Raw genomic sequence first — 25,557 nt, forward strand, 5'->3', positions numbered from 1 at the left:
CCCATGGAGGATGCGGATGCATGCCGATCTGATTTCCGATGTCACCGTCTACTCGAACGGCAGCTGGCTGCCACACCGCGACGTCCTGATCGCCGACGGTCTGTTCACCGAGATCCGCCCGACCGCTCCGGCACCGTCGGGGGCCACGGCGGTCGACGGGTCGGGGGCGTACCTGATCCCCGGATTCGTCAACACCCACACCCACCTGCAGCAGTCGTTGATGCGCGGCATCGGCGAAGGGCAGCCGCTGCTCAGCTGGCTGCTGACCGTGGGTGAGGAATCCGCGGTCATCACCCCGGAGCGCGCCTACCTGGCGGCGGTCGCCGCAAGCCTCGACGCCCTGCGCAGCGGCACGACGACGCTGGTCGAGCACATGTGGCCGCATCCGTCTCCGGACGTGCACGACGCGGTGCTGCGTGCCCTGGAAGACACCGGCGTGCGGGCGCTCCTCGGCCGCGGAGTGGCGGACCGCGCGGACACAACGCGCAAGTGGGGCGTCGACCCGCGCCTCCTGCAGCCGCTGCCCGGGGTGCTCGAGCACACCGACCAGCTGGTCAAGCAGGCCGACGGCACACGCGTCACGGTCGGTCTGGCCGTCCCCAACCCCCGGTCGCTGACACCGGAGGGGATGGCGGCGGTGCGGCAGTTCGCGGGCGAACGCGACATGACCGTGTCGATCCACCTGCTGGAGACCACCACCGACGACGTGATGTGCCGCGAACACGCCGGCGCGGGCGCGGTCGACTACCTCGACAGGAGCGGGTTCCTGTGGGACCGGTTGCTCGCCGTGCACTGCTGCGAACTCGACGCCCACGGGCGCGCGGTGCTGGCCCGTCGTGGTGTGGCCGTCTCGTACAACCCGATGAGCAACATGCGTCTCGGCAGCGGCGTCGCCCCCGTCCCGGAGATGCTCGAGGCGGGGATCGCGGTCGGGCTCGGCGTCGACGGCGCCGCCAGCAACGACACCCAGGACATGCTCGAAACGCTGCGCATGGGCGCGTACGTGCAGCGGGCGCATCGCAAGACGGCCGACCTGTTCGGTTTCGACGCCATGATGGACCTCGCGACGAACGGCGCGAACGAGAATCTCGGTTTCGCGTCCCGCCCGAACGGTGTGGCCGTCGGCGGCGCGGCCGACCTGACGCTGATCCGCTTCGAGCGCGACTTCGGTTGCCTACCGGTCCGCGACCCGGGCGCGACGCTGTTGACCACCGGGAGCCGGCAGATCGTCGACACCGTGCTGGTCGACGGCGAAGTGCTGATCCGCGACGGACACAGCACCAGGGTCGACGAAGCGGGGCTTATCGCCGAATTGACCGCCACCGGTGCGCCATAGTGGTAGCCAGAGGTACCGAAAAGGCGCACGAGCGAGGAGCCCTCATGACCGAACCGCCCGGCCTGATCGCGTTCAACGCACTGAGCGTCGCGCGGGCCGTCGACCTGCTCGTGCAGTGCTGCTCGTCGACGGTGTGGGCGCAGCGGATGGCCGCCGGTCGTCCGTTTCCGTCCGCCGACGCGTTGTACACCGCCGCCGAGAACGTGCTAGGCGACCTGACGGAGTCCGAGGTCGACGCGGCCCTGGCCGGCCACCCGAGGATCGGCGACCGGGCGGACAACCCGTCGTCCGCTCGCGAACAATCGGCGGTCGCCGCCGCCGACGACGACGTCCGCGCGCGCCTGCGGGCCGGTAACGAGGAGTACGAGCAGAAGTTCGGGCACGTCTACCTGGTGTGCGCGTCCGGCCGGTCGGCGCACGAACTGCTGGACGTGCTGCGCGACCGCCTCGGCAACGACAGCGCGACGGAGCGCAAGATCCTGCGGACCGAACTGGCCGCCATCAACCGGATACGCCTCGAACGCCTTCTCGGCGAGATCGGAGACACGGCACACTGATGTCCAAGATCCTCAGCACCCACGTGCTCGACGCCACCGACGGCACACCCGCGGCCGGGATGCACGTCCGTCTGCTGTCACCCGAAGGCGACGTCATCGCGAGCGCGGCGACCGATACGGACGGCCGGATCGCCGAGATCGCACCCGAGGGTCTGATCGCGGCCACCTATTCGCTGGCCTTCGACACCGGCGAATACTTCGCCGCCCGCGGCCAGGAGACGTTCTACCCGGAGGTGTGCGTCACGTTCGTCCTCGACGACCCGCAACGCGGGTACCACGTCCCGTTGCTGTTGTCCCCCTTCGCCTATTCCACCTACCGCGGGAGCTGAAGAATGACCGACCTCACCGGCGCCATCGTCCTGGGCGACAACCAGTACGGCAAAGCCGAGAACCGCATCGTGCGGATCTACCGCGACACCCCCCGGCACGAGATCCGGGACGTCAGCGTGTCGACCTGCCTGCGCGGCGACTTCTCGGCGGCGCATCTCGCCGGCGACCAGAGTTCGGTGCTGCCCACCGACACCCAGAAGCAGACGGCGTACTCCTACGCGAAGGAGAAGGGGCTCGACTCCATCGAGGAGTACGGGCTGACACTGGCACGACACTTCGTGGACGACGTGGCCCCGGTCGAGGGCGCCCGCATCGAGATCGAGGGATACGCGTGGCAGCGCGCGGTGGTCGACGGGGCGGAGCACGACCACACCTGGGTGCGCAAGGGTGAGGAGGTGCGCACCGCGGCGATCACCGTCGACGCCGACGGCACGTGGGTCGTCGGCGGGCTGAAGGATCTGGTGATCCTCAAGTCCACGGGCAGCGAGTTCTTCGGATTCCTGAAGGACGAGTACACGGTTCTCGAGGAGACCCACGACCGGGTGATGGCGACTTCGCTTGTCGTGCAATGGCGGTTCGTCACCACCGACGTCGACTGGAACGGTGTCTACGCGGGCATCAAGGAGCAGATCGTCGCGACTTTCGCGACCGTCCACTCGCTCGCCCTGCAGCAGACGCTGTACGAGATCGGCAAGGCGATCCTCGAGCGCTACCCCGTGCTCGCGGAAGTGCGCCTGTCCGCGCCCAACAAGCACCACTTCGCCCACGACCTCGCCCGCTTCGGAGTGGAGAACGACAACGAGGTATTCCACGCCGCCGACCGCCCGTACGGCCTGATCCAGGCGACGGTGCAGCGGTCCGACGCCCCGGACGCCGGACCCGCGTGGTCCGCGTACGCGGGCTGGCTCAGCTGATGAACGCCGGCCCGGGCACCGTCGTCGTCTCCGGCGCGTACGTCGCCACTGTCGACGCGGCGGGTACCGAGTACCCGGACGGGTACGTCGTCGTGCGGGGCAACCGCATCGTCGACGTCGGTGCCGGTCCCGCGCCCGTGATCGACGGTGCGCGAGTGGTCGACGGACGGGGTTGCCTGCTCACTCCCGGGCTGGTGAACACACACCATCACCTGTACCAGTGGATCACCCGCGGGCTCGCCGCCGACGACACGCTGTTCGGCTGGCTGACCACGCTCTACCCGATCTGGGCGGGGATCGACGCCGACGCCGTCCGGACCGCGGCCACCGGCGGTCTCGCCTGGCTGGCGAAGCACGGGTGCACGACCACGACGGACCACCACTACGTCGTGCCACGCGACGGCGGCGACGTATTCGGCGCCGAGATCGAGGCCGCGCAGACCGTCGGGCTCCGGTTCCACCCCAGCCGAGGGTCGATGGACCTCGGTCACAGTCAAGGTGGACTGCCACCCGACTCGGTGGTGGAACGCCTCGAGGACGTCCTGAAGGGCACCCAGGACGTCATCGACCGGTGGCACGACCCGGCTCCCGACTCGATGCTGAGGATCGCGGTGGCCCCCTGCTCCCCGTTCTCCGTCACCGGCGACCTCCTGACCGAGGCCGCGGCCCTCGCCCGTTCCGCAGGAGTGCGGCTTCACACCCACCTCGCGGAAACCGTTGACGAGCAGGACTTCTGCCTCGAGCGGTTCGGCTGCACCCCGGTGCAGTACATGGAGCAACTCGGCTGGGTGGGCCCCGACGTCTGGTACGCGCATGCCGTCCACCTGGACGACGTCGCGATCGCCGCAATGGCAGGCACCGGCACCGGGGCCGCCCACTGCCCCACGTCCAATGCGCGCCTCGGCGCCGGGATCGCCCGCGCCAAGGACCTCCGGGCGGCGGGGGTCCCGCTGGGGCTCGGAGTCGACGGCGCCGCCAGCAACGAGGCGTGCAACATGCTCGAGGAGGCCAGGCACGCCGTGCTGTTCGCGCGGGCCCGCGGCGGCCCGGGTGAGATGACGGTGCGCACCGCCCTCGAACTCGCCACGCGCGGCGGGGCCCGCGTCCTCGGCAGGGAGGACGACCTCGGCTCCCTCGAGCCGGGCAAGCTGGCAGACCTCGCACTGTGGCGGGTCGACACCCTCGCACATTCCGGCATCACCGATCCGGTGGCGGCGCTCGTACTCGGAGTCACACCGCCGCTGGAGTTGCTACTGGTGAACGGGCGAGCCGTCGTCGAGCGTGGGAGAGTGATCACCGTGAACGAGGAGAACGTCGCCGCAGAGGTCGAGCAGGCCCACCGGGCCCTGGTGCGCAAGGCGGGGTGAGTCGATGGATCTGTCGTTCGTGACGGCACTCTCGGCCCCGCGCAGCCGTGACGACCTGCCCGCCCCGGAACCCGGAACGGCGTACCTGGCGGGCGGCACCTGGCTGTACTCGGAACCGCAGCCGACGGTCACCCGGCTGGTGGACCTGACCACCCTCGACTGGCCGGCGATCACCGTCCACGACGACGGACTCGAGCTCGCCGCGACGTGCACCATCGAGAATCTCTGCAACGCACCGCTTCCCGCCGAGTGGACGGCGACGAACCTGTTCCGGCCGTGCGCCGAGTCCCTGGTCGCCTCGTGGAAGATCTGGCACACCGCGACCGTCGGCGGCAACCTCGCGCTGGCACTCCCGGCCGGGGCGATGATCACGCTGTGCTGCGCCCTCGACGCCGAACTCCTGATCTGGACGGCCGACGGGGGTGAACGCCGAGTCCCGGTTAACCGATTCGTCACCGGCGCCGGTCGCACGGTGCTCGGAGCCGGCGACCTGATCCGCAGCATCCACCTCCCCGCGGCCGCGCTGCGAGGCCGCACGTCGCTGCGCAAGATCGCGTACTCGCCGCTCGGACGGTCCGGCGCCCTGCTGGCGGGGCGTGTCGACACGGACGGTTTCGCGCTGACCGTCACCGCGTCGACCGTGCGCCCGTTCGTCCTCCGCTTCCCCGCCGTTCCCGGCTCCGACGCGTTGAGCGAGTCTCTGTCGGAACGGATCTCCCCCGACGACTACCTGACCGACGCGCACGGCGCCGCCGACTGGCGTCGTCACGTCACGGGCGTCCTCGCCGAGGAGATCAGGAGGGAGCTGGAATGAAGTTGACGGTCGACGGACAGTCGGTGGATGCCGACGCACGGCCCGGTCAGTGCCTGCGCACCTTCCTGCGGGAACAGCAGCGGTTCGCGGTCAAGAAGGGTTGCGACGCCGGCGATTGCGGCGCCTGTTCCGTGCTGCTCGACGGCGCTCCGGTGCATTCGTGTGTGGTGCCGGCGCATCGGGCCGAGAACCGCGGAGTGACCACCGCGGCCGGTCTCGGCAGTCCTGATCGACTCCATCCCGTGCAGCAGGAGTTCGTCGATGCGGCGGGCTTCCAGTGCGGGTTCTGCACACCCGGGATGGTGGTGACCGCGTCCGCGCTCGACTCCGGTCAACGCGTCGACCTGCCGCGCTCACTGAAGGGGAATCTGTGTCGCTGCACCGGCTATCGCGCCATTCGCGACGCCGTCTGCGGCGTGTGCACCACCGAATCGGACAGTGCCGGTGAGTCGTTCGGCCGTTCCATTCCCGCGCCTGCCGCCGCCCGGGTGGTGTGCGGCGCCGAGCCCTACACACTCGACCTGGCCGTCGCGGGCCTGACCCACATCCAGATCCTCGGCAGCCCGCACGCGCACGCCCGCATCACCCGCCTCGACACGTCCGCCGCGGAGAGGCTGCCCGGCGTCCACGCGGTGCTCACCCACCACGACAGTCCCGACGTCGCCTTCTCCACGGCCCGCCACGAGTTCCGCACCGACGACCCCGACGACACCTACGTGTTCGACACGACCCTCCGGTTCCGGGGACAGCGCGTCGCGGCCGTCGTCGCGGACTCCGTCGACATCGCCCGGCGCGCAGTGGAACTGATCGACGTGGAGTACGAAGTACTGGAACCGGTCTTCGACCCAGACCTGGCACGCCGCCCCGGTGCACCCCTGCTGCACGGCGACAAGGGCGCCGATTCCCGGATCGCGGACCCGGCCCGGAACCTGGTGGCCGAGGTCCACGGCGAAGTCGGCGACCTCGCCGCCGGGCTCGCCGCGGCACGGGACACGGGCGCGGTGGTGGAGGGCACGTGGCAGACGCAACGCGTGCAGCACGCGCATCTCGAAACCCATTCGGCCATCGGCTGGCTCGACCCCGACGGGCGGCTCACTCTCCGCAGCAGCACCCAGGTGCCCTTCCTCGTCCGCGACGAACTCGCCCACCTGTTCTCGCTCGACCGCTCCCAGGTCCGGGTGTTCACCGCCCGCATCGGGGGCGGCTTCGGCGCCAAGCAGGAAATGCTGGTGGAGGACCTCGTCGCCCTCGCCGTTCTTCGCACCGGCAGACCGGTGCAGTACGAGTTCACCCGCTCCGACCAGTTCACGATCGCCCCGTGCCGGCACCCCATGCGGGTCTCGGTGAAGGTCGGGGCCGACGGCGACGGAAAGCTGACAGCACTCGCCGTCGACGTGCTCTCCGACGCCGGGGCGTACGGCAATCATTCGGTGGGCGTGATGTTCCACGGCTGCAGCGAATCCGTTGCGCTGTACCGGTCGCCGAACAAGCGGGTGGACGCCCAGGCCGTCTACACCAACAACCTGCCGTCCGGGGCGTTCCGCGGCTACGGACTTGGCCAGGTCATCTTCGCGGTGGAGTCCGCGCTCGATCAGCTGGCGACGCAGCTGGGCATCGATCCGTTCGAACTGCGCCGCCGCAACGTGGTCGTTCCGGGCGACGACTTCGTCAACTTCGAGGTGGAGCACGGCGACCTCACATACGGCAGTTACGGGCTCGACCAGTGCCTCGACCTGGCGGAGGCCGCACTGCGCCGCGGCAACGACGTGCGCCCGCCGGACGGACCGCAGTGGCGGGTCGGTGAGGGCATGGCGGCGTCCATGATCGCGACCATCCCGCCGCGGGGGCACTTCGCGGACGTGTCCTGCACCCTCGTCGAGGGCGGCCGGTACGAACTTCGGGTGGGCACAGCCGAGTTCGGCAACGGCACCACCACCGTCCACGCCCAGCTCGCCGCGTCCGCGCTGGGCACCACCGCCGACCGGATCACCGTCCTGCAATCCGACACCGACGTCGCCGGGCACGACACCGGCGCGTTCGGTTCGGCAGGCACGGTGGTCGCGGGGAAGGCGGTCCATCTTGCGGGGACCCGGTTGCGGGAGCAGTTGTTCGAGGTCGCCCGCCGCATCGCAGGTGCCGCCGAGGACAGCGACTGCGCACTGACACCCGACGCGGTCGAGGTCGCCGGGCGGGTTGTCGAACTCGACAAGCTGGTGCCCGAGGGACCGATCCGCGCCGAAGGCAGGCACGACGGCACCCCCCGCTCGGTGGTGTTCAACGTGCACGCGTTCCGGGCGGCGGTCGACACGGTCACCGGGGAGGTCCGGATCCTGCAGTCCATCCAGGCGGCGGATGCCGGCACGGTCCTCAATCCGCAGCAGTGCCGCGGGCAGGTCGAGGGCGGCGTCGCACAGGCGATCGGAAGCGCACTGTACGAGGAGATCCTGCTCGACGGCGCCGGGACGGTACTCAACCCGCAGCTCCGGAATTATCACCTCCCGCAGCTCGTGGACGTGCCGGACACCGAGGTCTACTTCGTAGACACCTACGACGAACTCGGCCCGCACGGCGCCAAGTCGATGAGCGAATCCCCGTACAACCCGGTCGCCCCCGCCCTGGCCAACGCGATCGCGGACGCCACCGGCGCCCGCCTTCGTCGTATCCCGATGACCCCCGCCGCCGTCTGGCGTGCGCTTCCGCGCCCGTGAGTGCTTATTAACCGCGGGACGTTAATAAGTACTCACGGGCGGCGAAGCCGCAATGCTCTTACCATCGGACGCTGCCCCTTGACCAGTTTCGTCTCGGCGACGTCCGCCGGAAACCAGCGGGCGTCGTCGACCTCGGGGAACTGCTGAACCTTCCCCGACCGTGGCGGCCACTCCAGCTCGAACGTGTTGCTCGCGACGAAGGCGACGTCGTCGCTCACCTCGGCCGCATAGACGGTGATCACCTTGCGTGAGGGCTGCCGGAATTCGCCGAGCAACTCGTACTCCGCCGCCGGTGGCGGCGCGCCGATCTCTTCCTCGAACTCGCGCAACGCGGCCGCGTAGGGGTCCTCGCCCTCGACGTATTCGCCCTTGGGGATCGACCACGCCGCCTCGTCCTTACGTGCCCAGAACGGGCCGCCCATGTGCACGATCCACAACTGGAGCACCCCCGCATCGTCTGTGCGATACAGGAGTACTCCAGCGCTGGTGACGGTCATGGACCCAGGTTAGGCTGCGGCGTCCTCCCGCTGGTCGCGCAGCTCGGCAGGTTCGATTTCCTGGGCGTAGTGGAAGTGCGGGCGCCGGTGTCCGAGGAACGAACCGCACCACGACATCACCGCGACGTACCGGTTGCGGAATCCGACCAGGTAGACGAGGTGCACGGCGAGCCACAGGAACCAGGCGAGCACACCGGTCAGCTCGACTTTGCCGACGCGGGTGATCGCACGGAACCGGTTGATGATCGCCATGCTGCCCTTGTCGCGGTACGTGAACGGAGTTCCGAGGGCACGTTTCCCGGTGATGATGGCCGCGACGTGGCGTCCACCCTGCATCGCGAACGGCGACTGGGCGGGCAGGTTGTTCAGCGACGCCATGTCGCCGATCGCGTAGACGTCGTCGTAGCGGCCCACCGTGAGGTCCTCGTCGACCAGCAGACGGCCGCCGCGGCCGGTCTCGCAGCCGGTCCGTTCCGCGAGCACCGCGGCGAAGTCGTTGGCCTGGATGCCTGCCGACCAGATGATCGTGTCCGCGGTGAGGCGCTTCTCGAAGCCGGTGCTCGGCGACGACAGGGTGGCGCCGTGTTCGTCGATGTCGGTGACCATCGTGCCCAGCACCACCTCGACACCCGCCTTCTCCAGCGAGTCCTGCGTGTACTTGCTGAGCTTGCCGCCGAACACCGGCAGCGTCTCCCCCGCACCCTCGACGAGGGTGACGGTGACGTCTTCGGACGTAATGTCGCGGAGCGACTTCTCGAAGTAGCGGCCCGCCAGTTCCTTGATCTGACCTGCCAGTTCGACACCGGTCGGACCGGCGCCGATCACGATGAAGTGCAGCAGGTCGCGGCGACGTTCCGGATCGGAGGTGGTGTGCGCCTCCTCGAAGCAGCGGACGATCTGCCTGCGCAGCCGGTCGGCGTCGGCGACGGTCTTGAGCGCGTACGTGACCTCGGCGAACTCGTCGCGACCGAAGTAGGCCTGCCGGGCGCCCGTCGCGGCGATCAGGCTGTCGTAGCCGATCGTGTGGCTCACTCCGCCTGCCTCGTAGACGACCACTTTCTTGTCCGGGTCGACGTCGACGACGCGGCCGAGCCGGACGTCGCCGCTGGGGTACTTGGCGAGGATCGCGCGGATGGACGGGGCGATCTCGCCGGGCGAGATGACACCGGTGGCGACCTGGTACAGGAGGGGCTGGAAGAGGTGCTCGGTGGTCTCGGAAATCAGCACGAACGGCGTGCCGGCCTTGCCGAGCTTCTTCGCCGCCGCGAGGGCGCCGAATCCCGATCCCACGATGACGACCTGTGTGCGATCCACCGAAAACCTCCTACTGCTTCAGTCCTGCTTCAGGCGTCTACTTAGCGCCGCGTATGAGCTCCACATTAGGGATCGTCCGTTGTTAATCGCCAGTAAGCTGGGGAAATCGAAATTGTGTTATCTCGATTGCTCATAGATCCGCCAGAAAGACGTAACCTCAGGTCATGGAGTTCCGACAGCTTCGCTACTTCCTCGCGGTCGGTGAGGAGGGCAGTTTCTCGCGCGCCGCGCAGCGCTGCTTCATCTCCCAGTCGGCGATCAGTCATCAGATCGCCAAACTCGAGCACGAGTTGGGCACCACCCTGCTGGAACGGTCGACTCGCGCCACCCGGCTGACCGCGGCCGGCGAGCGCCTGATGCCCATCGCGGCCGAGATGATGGGCCTCGAGGCCCGCGCGCTGTCGGTGGGACTCGATCCCCGCAACCGGCTCCGCATCAGCGCGAGCATGAGCTTCGCGACGCAGAGCCTCGAGGCGATATCGCTTGTCCGCGAAGACTTCCCGCAACTGGACATCGAATTCGTCATCAAGGACTTCACCGACCGGATGACCGCCGTCGCGTCCGGGGACGCCGATCTCGCGCTCATCCGCGGCGGCGTCGACCGGCCGGGGCTCGAAACCGTGGAATTCGGGCTCGAGGACCTGGTGATCGTCACGTCGAGCAAACACCCACTGGCGGGGGTCTCGACAGTCGACCTGAGCGAACTGGCGCCGTACCCCCTGCTGCTACCGCCACGCAGCAGTCAGATCCTCATCCACAACGTGGTCGAGGACGCGTTCCGGCAGGTCGGGCAGCGAGTCATGCTCGGACCGTCGATCCCCAGCGACCACACGGCCACCCTCGACGTGCTCACGACCCCGCGGTCGTGGACCGTGCTGTACGCCGACACCGCCGACGCGACTCCCCGACGGGGACTGAGCTTTCTGCGCGAGGCGCACGACCGACTGCGCATCCCGGTGTGCGGGGTGGTCCGGAGCGGAACGGCGACGAGACCCGAACTCACCCACCTGTTCCGCGCGCTCGCGCAGTCGATCGCCGGATCCGGCCAAGCGACCGAGGCTTAGGCGTCGATCAGTCCGTGCCGGTCGACCCACGTGAGCACGTGGTCGAGCATCGTGCCCGGAACCTCGAGCTGGGGGGTGTGCCCCACGTTCCCGAGAATGACGCTGTCCCACCGCGGGTTTGCGGTCGCCACCTTGCGGGCCGCCGCGACCGGAACCAGCCGGTCGCGGTCGCCGTGAAGCAGGAGAACAGGTTGTGCGATCGACCGCATGGTGTCGAGGTAGCGGCGTGGGCGAGCCAGGACCCGCATCAGCGACCTGCTGGCCTGAAGGAACGCCGCATCCTCGGACGGCAGCCCGCGCCGGTATCCCGCGAGAGCCGCTGCCGCATCGAGGGAATCTTCCGACGCCCGGCTCGGCTCGGCGAAGCACAGGTCGATCATCCGCTCGACCAACTGCCGGTCCGTCAACTTCCTGCTCGAGTACTGCAGGAACCGCTCCCCCACGAACGGCGTGAAGTACATCGCGAACTGCGCCGCGATCCGCGGGTCCGGGATCCGTTGCGCGACAGGCAGTGCGGGATCGACAAGGACGAGGGCCGAGACCGTCTCGGGGTGCGCCGCCGCCTCGAACAGCGAGATCATGCCGCCCATCGAATTGCCCATCAGGATCACCGGACCGCCGACGACGTCCTTCAGGAAGCGATGCAGCACCTTCGCATTGGCGCCGACTCCGGTTCGGCGGCGGCCGGACGGACTGAGCCCGAATCCGGGAAGATCCACGGTCAGCACCCGGGTGCGCTCCGCGAGGACCGGTGCGATCCGGACCCAGTTGAGATGCGAGCCGCCGAGACCGTGAACCATGACCACGGGAAGAGATCCGGTGTCGTCACCGTATTCGACCCAGTGGACAGGACCGTCGATGTCGACGACGCTGCCGGAGCCGCCCCACTGCTGCGCGAACTCTTGCCCGGCGGGTTCGCCGATTCTGTTCGGATCCACCATGTGTCCGTCCGTTCCGACTGTTGGCGTGTCGAGGCCACCGGCCAGTGTACGGCGCACCTCGCGGCGTGGGCGAGAACCATTGATTGCATGTAATTATTGCGGGGTCACCGAGCGGTCACGTCTCCCGATACCAGCCTTATCGATAGGTTATACATTTAACGCTCACGTCACATCAAAGACCCCGCTCGTCACGTTTGCACGCAATAGTGGTCCAATCACGCCAGATTGCATGTAATCAAGAACGGAGAGACACGATGGCCGGCAGCCACACGCTGAACGAACTCACCAAGGAATCCCGTATGGGTGGGCTCGGGACGGAGACCACCGACCGCGAGATCCGCCGAATCGACCTCTCGGACTTCGAAGCTCGACGCTCCGACATCACCGAACAGCTGTGGAACGCGGCGGTCGACGTCGGCTTCTTCCAGGTCTACAACCACGGCATCGACCTCGCCGACGTGCGCAGGGCGTTCGCGATGTCCGAGCAGTTCTTCGCCCTCGATTCGGCCGTGAAGGCGCAGTACCCGCTGAAGAAGGGCTTCAACTCCGGGTGGGAGAGCAAAACCCAGGTGCGCCCGTCCATCGGCGTCCCGGACGAGAAGGAGTCGTACCAGATCACCCGGCCGCACATGGGCGACCTGTGGCCCACCGAGGAGGAACTCGCCGGTTTCCGCGACACGATGCTCGGATTCGAGGCGCAGTGCTGGGACGTGGCGATGCGACTGCTGTCCTGCTTCGCCGACAAACTCGGGTTCGAGCGCAACTTCTTCGCCGAGGCCCACGACCCGGCGGTCGACAGCTACCAGAGCACCCTGCGGATGCTGCACTACTTCGCCATCCCGGAGCACCTTCGCGGCGACCTCGGCCTGTGGCGCGCCGGAGCCCACACCGACTTCGACTGCCTCACCCTGCTGTTCCAGCAGGAGGGCCAGGGCGGTCTGCAGGTGCTGCCGGGCAAGGAGATGGACACCCAGGAGTGGACGCCCATCGAGCCGTCCGAGGACGCGATCACCTGCAATATCGGCGACATGCTCATGCGGTGGAGCGACGACCGGTTGCCGTCCAACTTCCACCGGGTCAAGAACCCCGGACCGGACGGCGACCACGGCGCCCGCTACAGCCTCGCGTTCTTCGCCCAGGCCAACCGCGACGTCGTCATCTCCGGACCGGCGGGCAAGTACCCCGACATCACCGCCGAGGACTACCTCTACCAGCGCGTCAACGCGAACTTCGCGAAGGAAAAGTAAGTTGAACGCATGCTGCGCGGACCGGTGAGACCACGATGACGATCGGGGGCGTGCTGCTCGCCGCCGGGGCCGGTTCGCGCATGGGCCTGCCCAAGGCACTCGTCGTCGGCGCGGACGGGCAGCCGTGGCTCGCGCGCGGAGTGCGAGTGCTGTCGGAGGCCGGATGCGAGCCCACCGTCGTGGTGCTCGGTGCCCGCGCCGAGGAGGCCGAGGACCTACTGCCCGGCGACGTCCCCGTCACCGTCGGGATCGCGGAGGACTGGCAATCGGGACTGTCGGCCTCCCTGCGCCGGGGGCTGGAGGTCGCGGCAACGTTCGACGACGTCGATGCCGTCGTCATCACCCTCGTCGATCTCCCCGACCTCGGTGCCGACGCAATCCGGCGGGTGGCGTCGGTGCCACCGGGCGACGCCCGGTCGGCGCTCCGTCAGGGTCACTACGGCGGACGTCCGGGCCACCCCGTGCTGATCGGCCGGGACCACTGGCTCCCGTTGCGGCGCAGCCTCACCGGGGACTCCGGCGCAAAGAAGTACCTCGGGGCACACGGTGCCGAGTCGGTCGACTGCTCCGACCTGGGGTCGGGCCGCGACGTCGATTCGCCGCGCGAACTCCGCTAGCCCTGTGGACCGAACGGGGGCTCGTTCGATCTGACGCAACGGGCGTCCCGTTGGTCCGGCCACCATCAGCGGCTGACGGCCTTCTTGTACCGCCGGATCGCGAACGGCACGAAGATCACCAGCAGGACCGCCGACCATGCCAGTGAGGCGATGATCGGGTGCTGCAACGGCCACGCGTCGGGAACGGTCATGGCCGGGTTGGTGTTTCCGAACAGTTCCCGCACGGCCTGCGTCACCGCGGAGACCGGATTCCATTCCGCGATCACCTTGAGTGGGCCGGGCAGGTTGGTGGTCTCGACGAACGTGTTCGCGATGAACGAGAGCGGGAAGATGACGATGAAGCTGGCGTTGTTGAACACCTCCGGTGTCCGGATCCACAGGCCGACCACCGCCATCACCCACGACAGCGCGTAGGCGAACAACAGCAGGAGCAGGTAGCCGAGCACCGCTTCGCCGAGGCTCGAGTGGATGCGCCACCCGATGATCAGACCCGTCAGCGACATCACGACGAGGCTGACGATGTTGATCAGGACGTCGGTGGAGGTGCGACCGAGGAGGACGGCGGACGGGGCCATCGGCAGCGACCGGAACCGGTCGATGATTCCCTTCTGCAGATCCTCGACCATCCCGAGGCCCGTCCACGTGGCCCCGAAGATGACTGTCTGCGTGAAGATCCCGGCGATCAGGAACTCCCGGTAGGACATTCCCGGAACCTGGATGGCGCTGCCGAACACGTACGCGAACAGCAGCACGAACATGATCGGCGACAACGTGGTGAACACGATGAGGTCGGGGACGCGCTTGATCTTGATCATGTTGCGCTTGGCGATCGTGAGCCCGTCCGCGAGCGCGGTGTGCACGGACGCCGTCTGTGGTGCGCTCATGAGACGTGCTCCTCTTCGGCTTCGTGTCCGGTCAGGGTGAGGAAGACGTCGTCCAGAGTCGGCCTGCGCAGACCGACGTCGAACACCTTCACTCCTCGATTCGAAAGTCGGCCCAGCGCCTCGACGAGGGCGTCCGCGCCGCCGGTCACCGGCACCGTCACGCGCCGGACGTTCTCTTCGACCAGGATGTCGCCTGCGGCGAGCGGGGCCAGTTCGTCGCGCACGACGGACAGCTCGATGCCCTCCCGGACGCTCAGTTCGATGCGCTCACCGCCCACGCGGTCCTTCAGTTCGTCGGCGGTTCCGCGGGCGATGACCGAACCGTGGTCGATCACCGCGATCTGGTCGGCGAGGCGCTCGGCCTCTTCCATGTACTGGGTGGTCAGGAGAAGCGTGGTGCCCCTCGCGACCAGATTGTCGATGACGTCCCAGAGAGCCAGCCGGGCGCGGGGGTCGAGCCCCGTGGTCGGTTCGTCGAGGAACAACACTTCCGGCTCGGCCACGAGCGCACCCGCGAGGTCGAGACGCCGGCGCATGCCACCCGAGTAGCCCTTGACGGGGCGATCTCCCGCTTCGACCAGGTCGAACTGTTCGAGCAGTTCACGGGCGCGCGCCTTACTGCGTTTGCCCCCGAGGTGGTAGAGCCGCCCGACCATCTCGAGGTTCTCGAAACCGGTGAGGTACTCGTCGACCGCCGCGTACTGCCCCGACGCGCCGATCCGCGATCGGAGCACCCGAGCATCGTGCACGACGTCGAGACCGGCCACCTGCGCCCGGCCGGCATCCGGGACGAGAAGCGTGGTGAAGACCCGCACCGCCGTCGTCTTGCCTGCGCCGTTCGGGCCGAGCAGCGCCATCACCGTTCCCGACGGGACCGCGAGGTCGACCCCGTCCAGTGCCGTGACCTTGCCGTACTTCTTGACCAGACCCTCTGCCGTTATCGCATCGACCATCAGAAGTTCCCATCCGTTGGCGTGTCGACCCAGTGTGACTCGAGGCACCGACAGGTTGCAGGGAATATTCGACGTTCCCGGCAGGCCCGGTGCGGCGGTAGTCTGAAATCCGAGCAGGTCAGCGCGCAGATCTTCGGCAGGAGACAGTGATGTCCGACGCGGCGTCGGAACTCCGGACGGGCCGTGCGGCCTACGAACGACGGGACTGGCGCGGCACCTACGCACGTCTGTCGGACGCCGACCGGCAGACCCCGCTGTCCGGTGACGACCTCGAACTGGTCGCCACCGCCGCATACTTGCTCGGCGACGACGACGCCAGCACCGAATGGTGGGAACGGGCGGTGCACGAGTGGACCCGCGCGGGTCGACCGGTGCGCTCCGCTCGGTGCGCGTTCTGGCTCGCGTTCGTCCTGATCATGCGGGGCGAGCAGGCGCGCGGCGGCGGCTGGCTGGGCAAGGCCCAGCGGCTACTGGACACCGCGGGCACGGACTGCGCCGAGCGCGGCTATCTGCTGGTGCCGCAGGGACTGCAACGGATCGACGACGGTGACGGCACCGCCGCCCGGGACATCTTCCGCACGGTGATGGAGACGGGCACCCGGTTCGCCGACCCGGATCTGACGACGCTCGGTGTGCTGGGCACCGGCCATTCGCTCGTCCTCCTGGGGGACGTTGCCGAGGCGGTGTCCGCATTCGACGAGGCGATGGTCGGGGTGACGTCCGACGAGGTGTCCCCGGTGGTGGCGGGGATCGTCTACTGCGCCGTGATCGAGCAGTGCCAGAACATCTGCGATCTCCGGCGATCCAGGGAATGGACTGTGGCGCTGGAGGAGTGGTGCTCTTCGCAACCCGACCTCGTCCCCTACCGCGGTCAGTGCCTCGTCCACCGCGCCGAGATCCTGCAACTGCAGGGCGAGTGGCCCACGGCGATGGACTCGGCGCGGCGGGCGCATGAGCGACTTTCCTCGCATGCCGCGGCGGGGTCCGCCGCCTACGTGATGGCCGACCTCCACCGCCTGCGCGGCGAGGTCGCCCAGGCCGAGAAGTTGTTCCTGGAGGCGAACCGCTGGGGCAGGCGCCCGCAGCCCGGCCTCGCGCTGCTGCGGATGGCGCAGGGACGGGTCGGCAGCGCGGCCGCGTCGATCCGCTGTGCGGTGGACGCGTCCACCGGCGCCGTGGAGCGCGCCCGGCTGCTGCCGGCCTGCGTGGACATCCTGCTCGCCGCCGGCGACGTCCCGGCAGCCCGAACAGCCGCCGACGAACTCGACTCGACCGCAACACGGTTCGCGATCCCCTACCTGTCCGCACTGTCCGCGCAGGCGTCGGGATCGGTGCTGCACGCCGAGGGCCGGGGCAGTGACGCACTGACCGTTCTGCGCGACGCGTGGCGGCGCTGGCAGGACATCGGCGCGCCCTACGAGTGCGCGCGGGTCCGGGAGTCGGTCGCGCTGGTGTGCCGCGACCTGGGGGACGACGACACCGCGCAGATGGAGCACGACCTCGCGTCCGCCACCTACCGGCAACTGGGTGCGGTCCCGGACCTCGAGCGACTGCGGGCAGAGTTCCGCCCCGACCCGACGGTCAGCACTCCCCTGACCCCGCGAGAAGTGTGCGTGCTGCGCCTCGTGGCAGCGGGCAAGAGCAACCGGGCGGTGGCGACGGAACTGTTCCTCAGCGAGAAGACGGTCGCGCGGCACCTGAGCAACATCTTCGTCAAGCTGGGGATCTCGTCGCGGTCGGCGGCCACGGCCTATGCCTACGAGCATCGTCTCGTCGGGCCGTCTGCATGAAAGTACCCATACGGTCGTACGTATCTGCGCCTTTCTCCCGACGCGCCGAGTTCGGCCCGGTCATAGCGTTGAGCATGACCACCGATCACCCGAGGGAAGAAGGCAGACGATGTCCACAGAACGCTTCGACACGATCGTGATCGGCGCCGGACAGGCCGGCCTCGCCACCGGATACCACCTCACACGATGTGGGCAGCGCTTCGTGATCCTCGACGCCCACGACCGCGTCGGAGATGTGTGGCGGGAGCGGTTCGACTCGCTCCGGCTCTACAGTCCCGCCCGGTACGACGGTCTGCCCGGCTGGGGAATTCCCGCCCGGGGTTGGTCCTGGCCCGGGAAGGACGAGGTCGCCGACTACTTCGAGGCCTACGCGGAGCGATTCGCGCTACCGATCCGGACCGGCACCACCGTCGACGGCCTGTCCCGTGTCGGCGACCAGTACGTCGTCACGGCCGGGACGGACCGATTCGAGGCCGACAACGTCGTCGTCGCGTCCGGAACGTGGCAGTCCCCGGTCCTCCCGGATCTCGCCGAGCGCCTCGACCCCCGGATCCGGCAACTGCATTCGAGCGACTACCGCAATCCGTCCCAGCTGCAGGACGGGCCGGTGCTGGTGGTCGGGTGCAGCCACTCCGGCGCGGACATCGCGCTGGAAGTCTCCCATTCGCATCGCACCACGATCTGCGGGCCCGTCCGCGGGGAGGTGCCGTTCGACCTCGAGGGGCGCCTCGCCCACATCGCGATCCCGATCATGTGGTTCATGGCCAATCACGTTCTGACGGAACGCACACCCGTCGGCCGGAAGATGCGCACCCACGTCCGCTCGGGTGGCGGACCACTCCTGCGGGTCAAGCGAGCCGACCTGGCCGCCGCCGGGGTGGAGCACTTCCCCGCGAAGGTCACCGACGTCCACGACGGCAGACCGGTCCTCGACGACGGCACCGCACTCGACGTCCGCAACGTCATCTGGTGCACCGGGTTCCGCAAGGACACGTCGTGGATCCAGATCCCGGTCACCGGATCCGACGGGTGGCCCGAGCAGTCCCGCGGAGTCTCGCCGGGCCATCCGGGACTGTATTTCGTGGGGCTGCCGTTCCTGCAGGCATTCGCGTCGATGCTCACCGGCGGGGTAGGCAGGGATGCCCAATACGTCGCGAAACACATTGCGCGCAGACAGACTCGGGCCGGGCTCAGGCCGTCAGCACCAACCCTGACGTAGGCACACCGGTCCCGGCGGTGACGAGGACGTTCTGCACACCGGAGACCTGGTTCACGGACGTGCCGCGGATCTGACGCACGCCCTCGGCGATGCCGTTCATCCCGTGGATGTAGGCCTCGCCGAGCTGGCCTCCGTGGGTGTTGAGCGGCAGACTGCCGTCGAGGTCGATGGCGCCGTCGGCGATGAAGTCCTTGGCCTCACCGCGGCCGCAGAAGCCGAGCTCTTCGAGCTGCATCAATACGTATGGTGTGAAGTGGTCGTAGAGGACGGCCAGATCCATGTCCTGCGGTCCGAGCCCGGCCTGATCCCACAGCTGCCTGCCGACCAGCTCCATCTCGGGCAGTCCCGCGAGCTCCGGACGGTAGTAGCTGGTCATGATGTACTGGTCGCTGCCGCTCCCCTGAGCCGCCGCGGCGATCACGGCCGGTTTCTGCTTCAGATCCTTCGCCCGCTCCGGTGACGTGACCACGATCGCGATGCCGCCGTCGGATTCCTGGCAGCAGTCGAGCAGGTGCAGGGGTTCGGCGATGAACCGGGAGTTCTGGTGGTCTTCGAGGGTGATCGGTTTGCCGTAGAAGAAGGCGTTCGGATTGGTGGCGGCATGCTTGCGGTCGGTGACCGCGACCCGTCCGAAATCCTCACTCGTAGCGCCGTACTCGTGCATGTACCGCTGTGCGACCATCGCGACGAACGCCGCCGGTGTCGACAGGCCGTGCGGGTAGGAGAACGCGTTGTCGGTACCCGACGAGTTCACCTGCTGCACCAGACCGGAGTTCACCTGCCCGAACCGCATTCCCGACCGCTCGTTGAACGCCCGGTACGCCACCACCACGTCGGCGACACCGGTGGCCACGGCCATCGCCGCCTGCTGCACCGTCGCGCACGCCGCACCTCCGCCGTAGTGGATGCGGCTGAAGAACTTCAGGTCCGGAATGCCGACCGCACGGGCCACGGCCGCTTCGGTGTTGGTGTCCATCGTGAAGGACGTCAGGCCGTCGACGTCCGCGGGGGTCAGCCCGGCGTCGTCGAGCGCCGCCGTGACCGCCTCCGCCGCCAGCCGTAATTCGCTGCGGCCCGAGTTCTTCGAGAAGTCGGTGGCACCGATACCGGCGATGACAGCCTTGCCCGACAGCCCGCTCATGCACCCGCTCCGTTCGTGCGTCCGTCCAGGACGAGGGTCACCTTCGACGTGATGTGGTCGCCGAGACCGTTCTTCCCGACGACGTCGAGCGTGACGACGCCGTCGACCACCGACGCCACCGTGCCGCTCAGCGTGAGGGTGTCGTAGGCGTACCACGGAACCCCGAGGCGCAACGCGATCGACGTGATCACCGCGTTCGGTCCCGCCCAGTCAGTGACGAACCGCTGCACCAGACCGGTGTCGGTGAGGATGTTGACGAAGATGTCCTTCGACCCGCGTTGCTGCGCCAGGTCTCGGTCGTGGTGGACGTCCTGGAAGTCGCGTGTCGCGAGTGCGGCCGAGACCACGAACGTCGGGTCGCCGGTGACGGTTAATTCCGGAAGCGTCGTTCCCACCGCGACATCGAGAGTGGACGTCATGACTGCTCCTTTTCTCCGCGCTGCCAGGCGTACAGGATCCACGGTGTGCCACCCGTCTCTTCGTCGCCCGGGAAGTCGAGGTAGATCGCCTCCACCGGCATCCCGACCGTCACCTCGGCGGGGTCGACACCGCGCAGCTCACCGAGCATGCGGACGCCTTCCTCCAGTTCGACCAGCGCCACCACGAACGGCAGCGAGCGTCCCGGGACCTTCGGCGCGTGGTGGACGACGTAACTGAACACCGTGCCGCGGCCCGATGCGACGACGTAGTCCGTCGTCTCCGCCTTGTCCTTCCACAGTGCGGGCACCGGCGGGTGCTGCAGCGCACCGTCCTCACGCTGCTGGATCCGCAGTTCGTGCGCGGCCACGCCGTCCCAGAAGAACTGGGTGTCCTGTGAGGCGCTGGGCCGCATCAACTTGGTGGGGTCGAGGTCGTCGTAGCTCGCGCCCCGACCGTTCGCCGACTGCGACTTCGGTTCGGCGGGTTTGGGCGCGAACTTCAGGATGCGGAACAGCATCTCGGCGACGACCTCGTCGGTGCCGTCGCCGTTCGCGACCCGCCACAGGCTGCGGGTGGTGAAGAACCATCCCTCACCGAGGCCCGTCTTCTTCGGGCCCACCAGGTCCTCGAGGGTCGTGGTGATGGTGACCTCCTCGCCGACCTTCAGGTAGCGGTGGTAGATCTGATCGCAGTTGGTGGCGACGACGGACGTGAATCCGGCCTCGTCGAGGATGGTCGTCATGCGCCCGAGCGGGTCGTCGGGTTGCCGAACGGCGTTCAGGCCCTGCATCGTCCACACCTGCGCCATCGCGGGCGGGGCGACGATGCCGTCGTGTCCCGCTGCCCGCGCCGCCGCCTCGTCGACGTAGATCGGATTCCGGTCGCCGATCGCCTCCACCCAGTTGCGGATCATCGGCAGGTTGATCGGGTCACGCCCGGGGCGAGGGGCGCTCGGGCCCGCCGACCGGACCTCTTCCGCGGCCGCGAGAATCTGTTCGGAACTCATTTCGCGCGGCGCTCCTATCGCGGGACTCGGGGAAGTTTCAGACCGGCTGTCGCGATCAGCTCGCGCATCACCTCGTTGACGCCGCCGCCGAACGTGATGACGAGGTTGCGCTTCACCTGCATGTCGAGCCACCTCATGAGGTCGGCGGTCTCGGGCTCGGACGGGTCGCCGTAACGTCCGACGATCTCCTCGACGAGTCGGCCGATGCGCTGAATACGTTCGGTGGCGAACACTTTCGTCGCGGACGCGTCGGCGATGTCGATGGCATCCGCCTCACTCGACGCCACCTGCCAATTGAGTAGTTCGTTGAGGCGGTACGTCGCGTGGATCTCGCCGAGCGTACGCCGCACGTCCGGCTCGTCGAGCAGTTCGTGCGCGACGGCCCAGTTGCGGATGCGGTCGTAGAGACCGCCGACCCGGCCTGCCGGCCCGAGCATCACGCGTTCGTGGTTGAGCTGGGTGGTGATGAGTCGCCAGCCCTGATTCTCCTCACCGACCAGCATGTCCGCGGGAACCCGGACGTCGGAGTAGTAGGTGGCGTTGACGTGATGGGCACCGTCGCAGGTGATGATCGGCGTCCAGCTGTAGCCCGGGTCCTTCGTGTCCATGATCAGGATCGAGATGCCGCGGTGACGCGAATCCGCCGAGCCCGTGCGGACGGCGAGCCACAGGTAGTCGGCGTCGTGACCGCCGGTGGTGAAGATCTTCTGCCCGTTGACGACGTACTCGTCGCCGACGCGCACGGCCGTGGTCCGCAGGGCCGCGAGGTCGGTGCCCGCTTCCGGTTCGGTGTAGCCGATCGCGAAGTGCACCTCCCCGGCCAGGATCGCGGGCAGGAACTTGCGCTTCTGCTCCTCGGTCCCGTACTTCTGCAGCGTCGGACCCACCGTCTGCAACGTGACCGCGGGCAGCGGCACGTCGGCGCGGGTCGCCTCGTTGACGAAGATCTGCTGCTCGATCTCGCCGAAACCGCGGCCGCCGAACTCCACCGGCCAGCCCACACCGAGCCAGCCGTCCTTGCCCATCCGGCGGATGACGTCGCGGTAGGTGCTGCCGTGCCGCTCGGTGCGCATCACCTCGGCCTCGGCAGGCGAGATCAGTCCGGAGAAGTAGCGCCGGAGTTCCGCTTGCAGCTCACGCTGCTCGTCGGTCAGATCGATGAACACCGGGCCCCCACGAGGTCGAGTCGGTACGAGGCGCCGCCGACGAGGCGGGCCAGGTCTTTGGCGGTCGAGTAGTAGCGGTGCAGCGGGTACGTGACGTCGACGCCGATCCCGCCGTGCAGGTGGTGCAGAACCTGCATGGCGGCAGGCACTTCGGCGGCGATCCAGTACGCCATCACGTCCAGATCGTCCTGGGCGTCCAGGCCTTCGGACACCCGCCACGACGCCGCGAGCGCCGACACGTGGAGGGTGCGGGACGTGACGTAGACGTCGGCGATCTGCTGCGACACGGCCTGGAACGTGGCGAGCGGTTTGCCGAACTGGTGGCGCGTGGCGAGGTGCTCACCTGCCAGAACCGTTGCCCCCGAGAGCAGTCCGTCCGCCACTGCACCGATGGACGCCAGTGCGATGCGGTACAGCGTCTGCACCGCGTCGTCGCCGGCCGCGAGCAGTTCGCCCCGCGCACCGGCGAACGTGATCGCGAATTCGGGGCTACCCGACGCCGAGGGTGTCGGCGCGAGCGTGACGCCGTCCGCGCCCGGGTCCACCAGCACCACTCCGATGTCCGTGGGCACGAGGATCCGGTACGCCTGCTCGGCGTACGGCACCGCGAGCACGCGTCCGGTGACGGAGTAGCCGTCTCCGTCCGCGACCGCGGTCACCGAGGGCCGTGCCGGGAACTGCGCCCCCGGTTCGGCGAGGGCCGCGGTGAACGTGCGGCCGTCGGCGAGACCGGTGAGCAGGGCGTCCTGTTGTGCGTCGTCGCCCAGCGCGACGATGGGCAGCACACCGAATCCGAGGGTTGCGAGGGCCGGAACCTGCGCCGCCTCCCGCCCGACCTCGGTGAGCAGCGCACCGACGTCGGTGACCGAGAGACCTTCGCCGCCGAGACGTTCCGGCAGTGCGAGGGTCAGCAGATCGGCGTCGGCGAATGCGGCCCAGAGGGCGTCGCCGTCGAGGTCGCGGGCCAGCAGTCCGGCCGCGACCTGGGCCACGGCCTCCTGGGTTTCGTCTCGAGTGAAGTCCACGCTGACAATCCCACTTTCAATTTAGAACGTGTTCTAGTTGTATCACCATCCCGGACCTCGCGAAAGACCATCGCGACAGGCTCAGCCCCGCGGCAGCCCGAGAATCCGCTCGGCCGCGACCGTCAGCAGGATCTGCGTCGTTCCGCCCGCAATGGACAGGCAGCGCGTGTTGAGGAACTCCCGCGCCAGCGGACCCTCCACCCAGCCGTCCGCGCCGCCGAGTTCCATCGCGAACTCCGCGACCGCCTGCCGCTGGTGGACACCGACCAGCTTGCGGACACTCGATTCGGGTCCGGGGTCCTGGCCGTCCAGATGCCGGAGGGTCGTGCGCAGTTCGAGCTGCGAGCCGACCAGCGCGTTGCCGATGAGATGCCCGAGCTTGTCGTCGGTCACCGGGTCGCCGTCCCCCGCGAGCGTGAGCAGTTCCTCCATCGCCGCACCGAGCGAGGAGCCCCCGCCCATTGCGACGCGCTCGTTCGCCAGCGTGGTGCGGGCCAGCTTCCAGCCGTCGCCGAGATTCCCGACCACCAGCTCGTCCGGCACGAACACGTCCTCGAGATACACCTCGTTGAACAGGGCGTCGCCGGTGATCTCGCGCAGCGGCGAGATGGTGATACCGGGGCTCGTCATGTCGACGAGGAAGTAGCTGATGCCCTTGTGCTTCGGCGCGTCCCGGTCGGTGCGGGCCAGGCAGATCGCCCAGTCCGCCTCCTGCGCCCTCGACGTCCACACCTTCTGGCCGTTCAGCAGCCACCCGCCGTCCACCTTCTCCGCGGACGTCCGCAGCGCCGCGAGGTCGGAGCCGGCGCCGGGTTCGCTGAACAGCTGGCACCAGATGATCTCGCCGCGCAGCGTCGGGGTGGCGAAACGCTCGATCTGCTCGGCGCTGCCGTGCTCGAGGATGGTCGGCACGGCCCACCAGCCGATCACGAGGTCGGGTCTTCCGACCCCAGCGGCCGCCAGCTCCTCCTCGATCAGGATCTGCTCCGCGGCGCGGGCACCCCGCCCGTAGGGCGCGGGCCAGTGCGGAGCCAGGTAACCCGATTCCGCGAGGGCCGCGCGTCGCTCCGACTTCGGCCGCGCCACCAGTTCGGCGATCTCGGCGCGGATCTGCGCCCGTTCGTCGTCGAGCCCGGTCAGGTCGATCGACAGGTGTCTGCGTGCGCCGTCCCGCGTCAGTTCCGTGACCCGCGCCCGCCAGCGGGCGGAGCCGCCGAGCAGCTGTCGCAGCGACGTCGCGCGGCGCAGGTAGAAGTGTGCGTCGTGTTCCCAGGTGAAGCCGATCCCGCCGAGCACCTGGATGCAGTCCTTGGCGGTCTCGACGGCGGCGTCGAGCGTGATCGACGCCGCGACCGCGGCCGCGATCGGCAGCTCGCCGCCGTCCGCATCCCACGCGTCCTCCGCCGCCACGGCCGCATCCCACGCCGCCGCCCCGGACTGTTCGACGCGGCACAGCATCTCCGCGCACAGATGCTTGATCGCCTGGAACGATCCGATCGGTTTGCCGAACTGCTCGCGAATCTTGGCGTACTCCACCGCCGTTCGCAGACACCAGCTCGCGATCCCGGACGCCTCCGCTGCGGCGAGTGTCGCGGCGAGGTCGAGCACGAGCCCCTCCCGCACACCCGTGACCACCCGGTCGGCCGCGACCGCCACGTCGTCGCAGCGCACCCGCGCGAGCGGACGGCTCTTGTCGATCGTGTCGGCGACCCTGATGTCCAGGCCGGCGGATGCGCCGTCGACCAGACACCACACGACGCCCTCGCCCGCGTCTGCGGGCAGCAGCACGGACACCCCCGTGTCCCCGCCGATCGCGAAGCCCGCGTCGCCGGTGACCGTCAGCCCGCCGTCGGCCCCGAGGGTCGCGTTCACCGGGGAGTTGCTGCCGAGAGCCACCGCGCACGGCATCGCGCCGTCGGCGAGATCCTCGGACCACCGTTTCGCGGCGGCACCGGAGCTGCGCCCGACGATCAGAGCGGCGAGAGCGGTCGAGAGAACAGGACCCGGGACGAGTTCAGTCGCGGCCTGTTCGAGCATCGCGGCGAGATCGACGATCTCCGCTCCCGACCCACCGACCTCGTCGGGCACGGCGACCGAGAAAATTCCGAGCGAGGCGAAGGACGGCCACGACGTACGCCACGAATCTGCTGGTCCTTGCCGTACTGTGACCAGCGGGTCCGTGGACCGCGCCCAAGCCTGGATCGAACCCGCTGCAGCCCTCTGTTCCTCGGTGGTGGCGATTGTCAC

The 25,557-nt window shown here is 68.7% G+C and carries 23 protein-coding genes; 12 read left to right on the top strand and 11 right to left on the bottom strand.

The window, feature by feature from the left end; translation table 11 throughout:
* Window positions 1-16: 16 nt before the first annotated feature.
* Genes WKC72_RS38205 through WKC72_RS38235 form a run of 7 tightly spaced genes read left to right on the top strand, consistent with a single transcriptional unit; the run spans window position 17 to window position 8,026 of the window.
* Window positions 17-1,336: an amidohydrolase family protein gene (locus tag WKC72_RS38205; RefSeq protein ID WP_370181358.1), complete on the top strand. Its 1,320-nt coding sequence runs from the start codon at window positions 17-19 to the stop codon at window positions 1,334-1,336.
* Window positions 1,337-1,380: 44 nt separating this feature from the next.
* On the top strand, window positions 1,381-1,893 hold the full coding sequence (gene uraD, locus WKC72_RS38210) for a 2-oxo-4-hydroxy-4-carboxy-5-ureidoimidazoline decarboxylase (RefSeq protein WP_268791781.1): 513 nt from the start codon (window positions 1,381-1,383) through the stop codon (window positions 1,891-1,893).
* Window positions 1,893-2,222: a hydroxyisourate hydrolase gene (uraH, locus tag WKC72_RS38215; protein WP_128640095.1), complete on the top strand. Its 330-nt coding sequence runs from the start codon at window positions 1,893-1,895 to the stop codon at window positions 2,220-2,222. The genes uraD and uraH overlap by 1 nt, the downstream gene beginning before the upstream one ends.
* Window positions 2,223-2,225: 3 nt before the next feature.
* Window positions 2,226-3,137 carry a factor-independent urate hydroxylase gene (gene pucL, locus WKC72_RS38220; protein WP_370181359.1) on the top strand — a complete coding sequence of 304 codons (912 nt, stop codon included), beginning with the start codon at window positions 2,226-2,228 and terminating at the stop codon, window positions 3,135-3,137.
* Window positions 3,137-4,504, top strand: coding sequence for an 8-oxoguanine deaminase (locus WKC72_RS38225; RefSeq protein WP_370184653.1), 1,368 nt, complete (start codon window positions 3,137-3,139; stop codon window positions 4,502-4,504). The genes pucL and WKC72_RS38225 overlap by 1 nt, the downstream gene beginning before the upstream one ends.
* A 4-nt stretch (window positions 4,505-4,508) precedes the next feature.
* Entirely contained in the window at window positions 4,509-5,318 is an 810-nt protein-coding gene (locus tag WKC72_RS38230; protein ID WP_370181360.1) for a xanthine dehydrogenase family protein subunit M, read from the top strand.
* Entirely contained in the window at window positions 5,315-8,026 is a 2,712-nt protein-coding gene (locus WKC72_RS38235; RefSeq protein ID WP_370181361.1) for a molybdopterin-dependent oxidoreductase, read from the top strand. The genes WKC72_RS38230 and WKC72_RS38235 overlap by 4 nt, the downstream gene beginning before the upstream one ends.
* A gap of 32 nt (window positions 8,027-8,058) precedes the next feature.
* Here WKC72_RS38235 and WKC72_RS38240 read toward each other — a convergent pair whose 3' ends face one another.
* Both WKC72_RS38240 and WKC72_RS38245 read right to left on the bottom strand, forming a co-directional pair.
* A complete protein-coding gene (locus WKC72_RS38240; protein WP_370181362.1) occupies window positions 8,059-8,523 on the bottom strand; it encodes an NUDIX domain-containing protein in 465 nt (154 codons plus the stop codon).
* Between the two features lie 9 nt (window positions 8,524-8,532).
* Complete coding sequence (locus WKC72_RS38245; protein ID WP_037242147.1) at window positions 8,533-9,837, bottom strand: NAD(P)/FAD-dependent oxidoreductase; 1,305 nt, start codon at window positions 9,835-9,837, stop codon at window positions 8,533-8,535.
* A gap of 164 nt (window positions 9,838-10,001) precedes the next feature.
* Between WKC72_RS38245 and WKC72_RS38250 the strand changes: the two genes are divergently transcribed.
* Window positions 10,002-10,901, top strand: coding sequence for a LysR family transcriptional regulator (locus tag WKC72_RS38250; protein ID WP_370181363.1), 900 nt, complete (start codon window positions 10,002-10,004; stop codon window positions 10,899-10,901).
* Here WKC72_RS38250 and WKC72_RS38255 read toward each other — a convergent pair.
* Window positions 10,898-11,842 carry an alpha/beta fold hydrolase gene (locus WKC72_RS38255; RefSeq protein WP_268791784.1) on the bottom strand — a complete coding sequence of 315 codons (945 nt, stop codon included), beginning with the start codon at window positions 11,840-11,842 and terminating at the stop codon, window positions 10,898-10,900. The two genes, WKC72_RS38250 and WKC72_RS38255, sit on opposite strands and share 4 nt — an antisense overlap.
* 254 nt (window positions 11,843-12,096) lie before the next feature.
* Between WKC72_RS38255 and WKC72_RS38260 the strand changes: the two genes are divergently transcribed.
* Both WKC72_RS38260 and WKC72_RS38265 read left to right on the top strand, forming a co-directional pair.
* Entirely contained in the window at window positions 12,097-13,089 is a 993-nt protein-coding gene (locus tag WKC72_RS38260; protein WP_370181364.1) for an isopenicillin N synthase family dioxygenase, read from the top strand.
* A gap of 35 nt (window positions 13,090-13,124) precedes the next feature.
* Entirely contained in the window at window positions 13,125-13,706 is a 582-nt protein-coding gene (locus WKC72_RS38265) for an NTP transferase domain-containing protein (protein ID WP_370181365.1), read from the top strand.
* Between the two features lie 65 nt (window positions 13,707-13,771).
* Here the strand turns inward: WKC72_RS38265 and WKC72_RS38270 are convergent, their stop codons facing one another.
* Together WKC72_RS38270 and WKC72_RS38275 are read right to left on the bottom strand one after the other, a co-directional pair.
* Entirely contained in the window at window positions 13,772-14,590 is an 819-nt protein-coding gene (locus WKC72_RS38270) for an ABC transporter permease (protein ID WP_112301981.1), read from the bottom strand.
* Complete coding sequence (locus WKC72_RS38275; protein WP_037242175.1) at window positions 14,587-15,543, bottom strand: daunorubicin resistance protein DrrA family ABC transporter ATP-binding protein; 957 nt, start codon at window positions 15,541-15,543, stop codon at window positions 14,587-14,589. Before WKC72_RS38275 ends, WKC72_RS38270 begins: the two co-directional genes overlap by 4 nt.
* Window positions 15,544-15,692: 149 nt before the next feature.
* On the opposite strand from WKC72_RS38275, the gene WKC72_RS38280 reads away from it, so the two are divergent.
* Window positions 15,693-17,333: a LuxR C-terminal-related transcriptional regulator gene (locus WKC72_RS38280; RefSeq protein ID WP_370181366.1), complete on the top strand. Its 1,641-nt coding sequence runs from the start codon at window positions 15,693-15,695 to the stop codon at window positions 17,331-17,333.
* A 109-nt stretch (window positions 17,334-17,442) separates the two neighbouring features.
* The gene (locus tag WKC72_RS38285; RefSeq protein WP_370181367.1) at window positions 17,443-18,552 is read left to right on the top strand and encodes a flavin-containing monooxygenase; all 1,110 of its coding nucleotides are present in this window, start codon (window positions 17,443-17,445) and stop codon (window positions 18,550-18,552) included.
* On the opposite strand, the gene WKC72_RS38290 is transcribed toward WKC72_RS38285, so the two are convergent.
* The 6 genes from WKC72_RS38290 to WKC72_RS38315 all read right to left on the bottom strand — a co-directional run bounded on the left by WKC72_RS38290 (window position 18,524) and on the right by WKC72_RS38315 (window position 25,557).
* The gene (locus WKC72_RS38290; protein ID WP_370181368.1) at window positions 18,524-19,693 is read right to left on the bottom strand and encodes a lipid-transfer protein; all 1,170 of its coding nucleotides are present in this window, start codon (window positions 19,691-19,693) and stop codon (window positions 18,524-18,526) included. The two genes, WKC72_RS38285 and WKC72_RS38290, sit on opposite strands and share 29 nt — an antisense overlap.
* A complete protein-coding gene (locus WKC72_RS38295) occupies window positions 19,690-20,112 on the bottom strand; it encodes a MaoC family dehydratase (RefSeq protein ID WP_112301986.1) in 423 nt (140 codons plus the stop codon). The genes WKC72_RS38290 and WKC72_RS38295 overlap by 4 nt, the downstream gene beginning before the upstream one ends.
* Window positions 20,109-21,119 (bottom strand): bifunctional MaoC family dehydratase N-terminal/OB-fold nucleic acid binding domain-containing protein, encoded by a 1,011-nt coding sequence (locus WKC72_RS38300; protein ID WP_370181369.1) that lies wholly within the window; start codon window positions 21,117-21,119, stop codon window positions 20,109-20,111. Before WKC72_RS38300 ends, WKC72_RS38295 begins: the two co-directional genes overlap by 4 nt.
* A 14-nt stretch (window positions 21,120-21,133) precedes the next feature.
* On the bottom strand, window positions 21,134-22,285 hold the full coding sequence (locus tag WKC72_RS38305) for an acyl-CoA dehydrogenase family protein (protein ID WP_037242192.1): 1,152 nt from the start codon (window positions 22,283-22,285) through the stop codon (window positions 21,134-21,136).
* On the bottom strand, window positions 22,270-23,310 hold the full coding sequence (locus tag WKC72_RS38310; protein WP_268791791.1) for an acyl-CoA dehydrogenase family protein: 1,041 nt from the start codon (window positions 23,308-23,310) through the stop codon (window positions 22,270-22,272). Before WKC72_RS38310 ends, WKC72_RS38305 begins: the two co-directional genes overlap by 16 nt.
* Before the next feature lie 81 nt (window positions 23,311-23,391).
* Window positions 23,392-25,557 carry an acyl-CoA dehydrogenase gene (locus WKC72_RS38315; RefSeq protein WP_370181370.1) on the bottom strand — a complete coding sequence of 722 codons (2,166 nt, stop codon included), beginning with the start codon at window positions 25,555-25,557 and terminating at the stop codon, window positions 23,392-23,394.

The sequence above is a fragment of the Rhodococcus wratislaviensis genome, assembly GCF_041228765.1.
GTDB classification, from domain to species: Bacteria; Actinomycetota; Actinomycetes; order Mycobacteriales; family Mycobacteriaceae; genus Rhodococcus_F; species Rhodococcus_F wratislaviensis.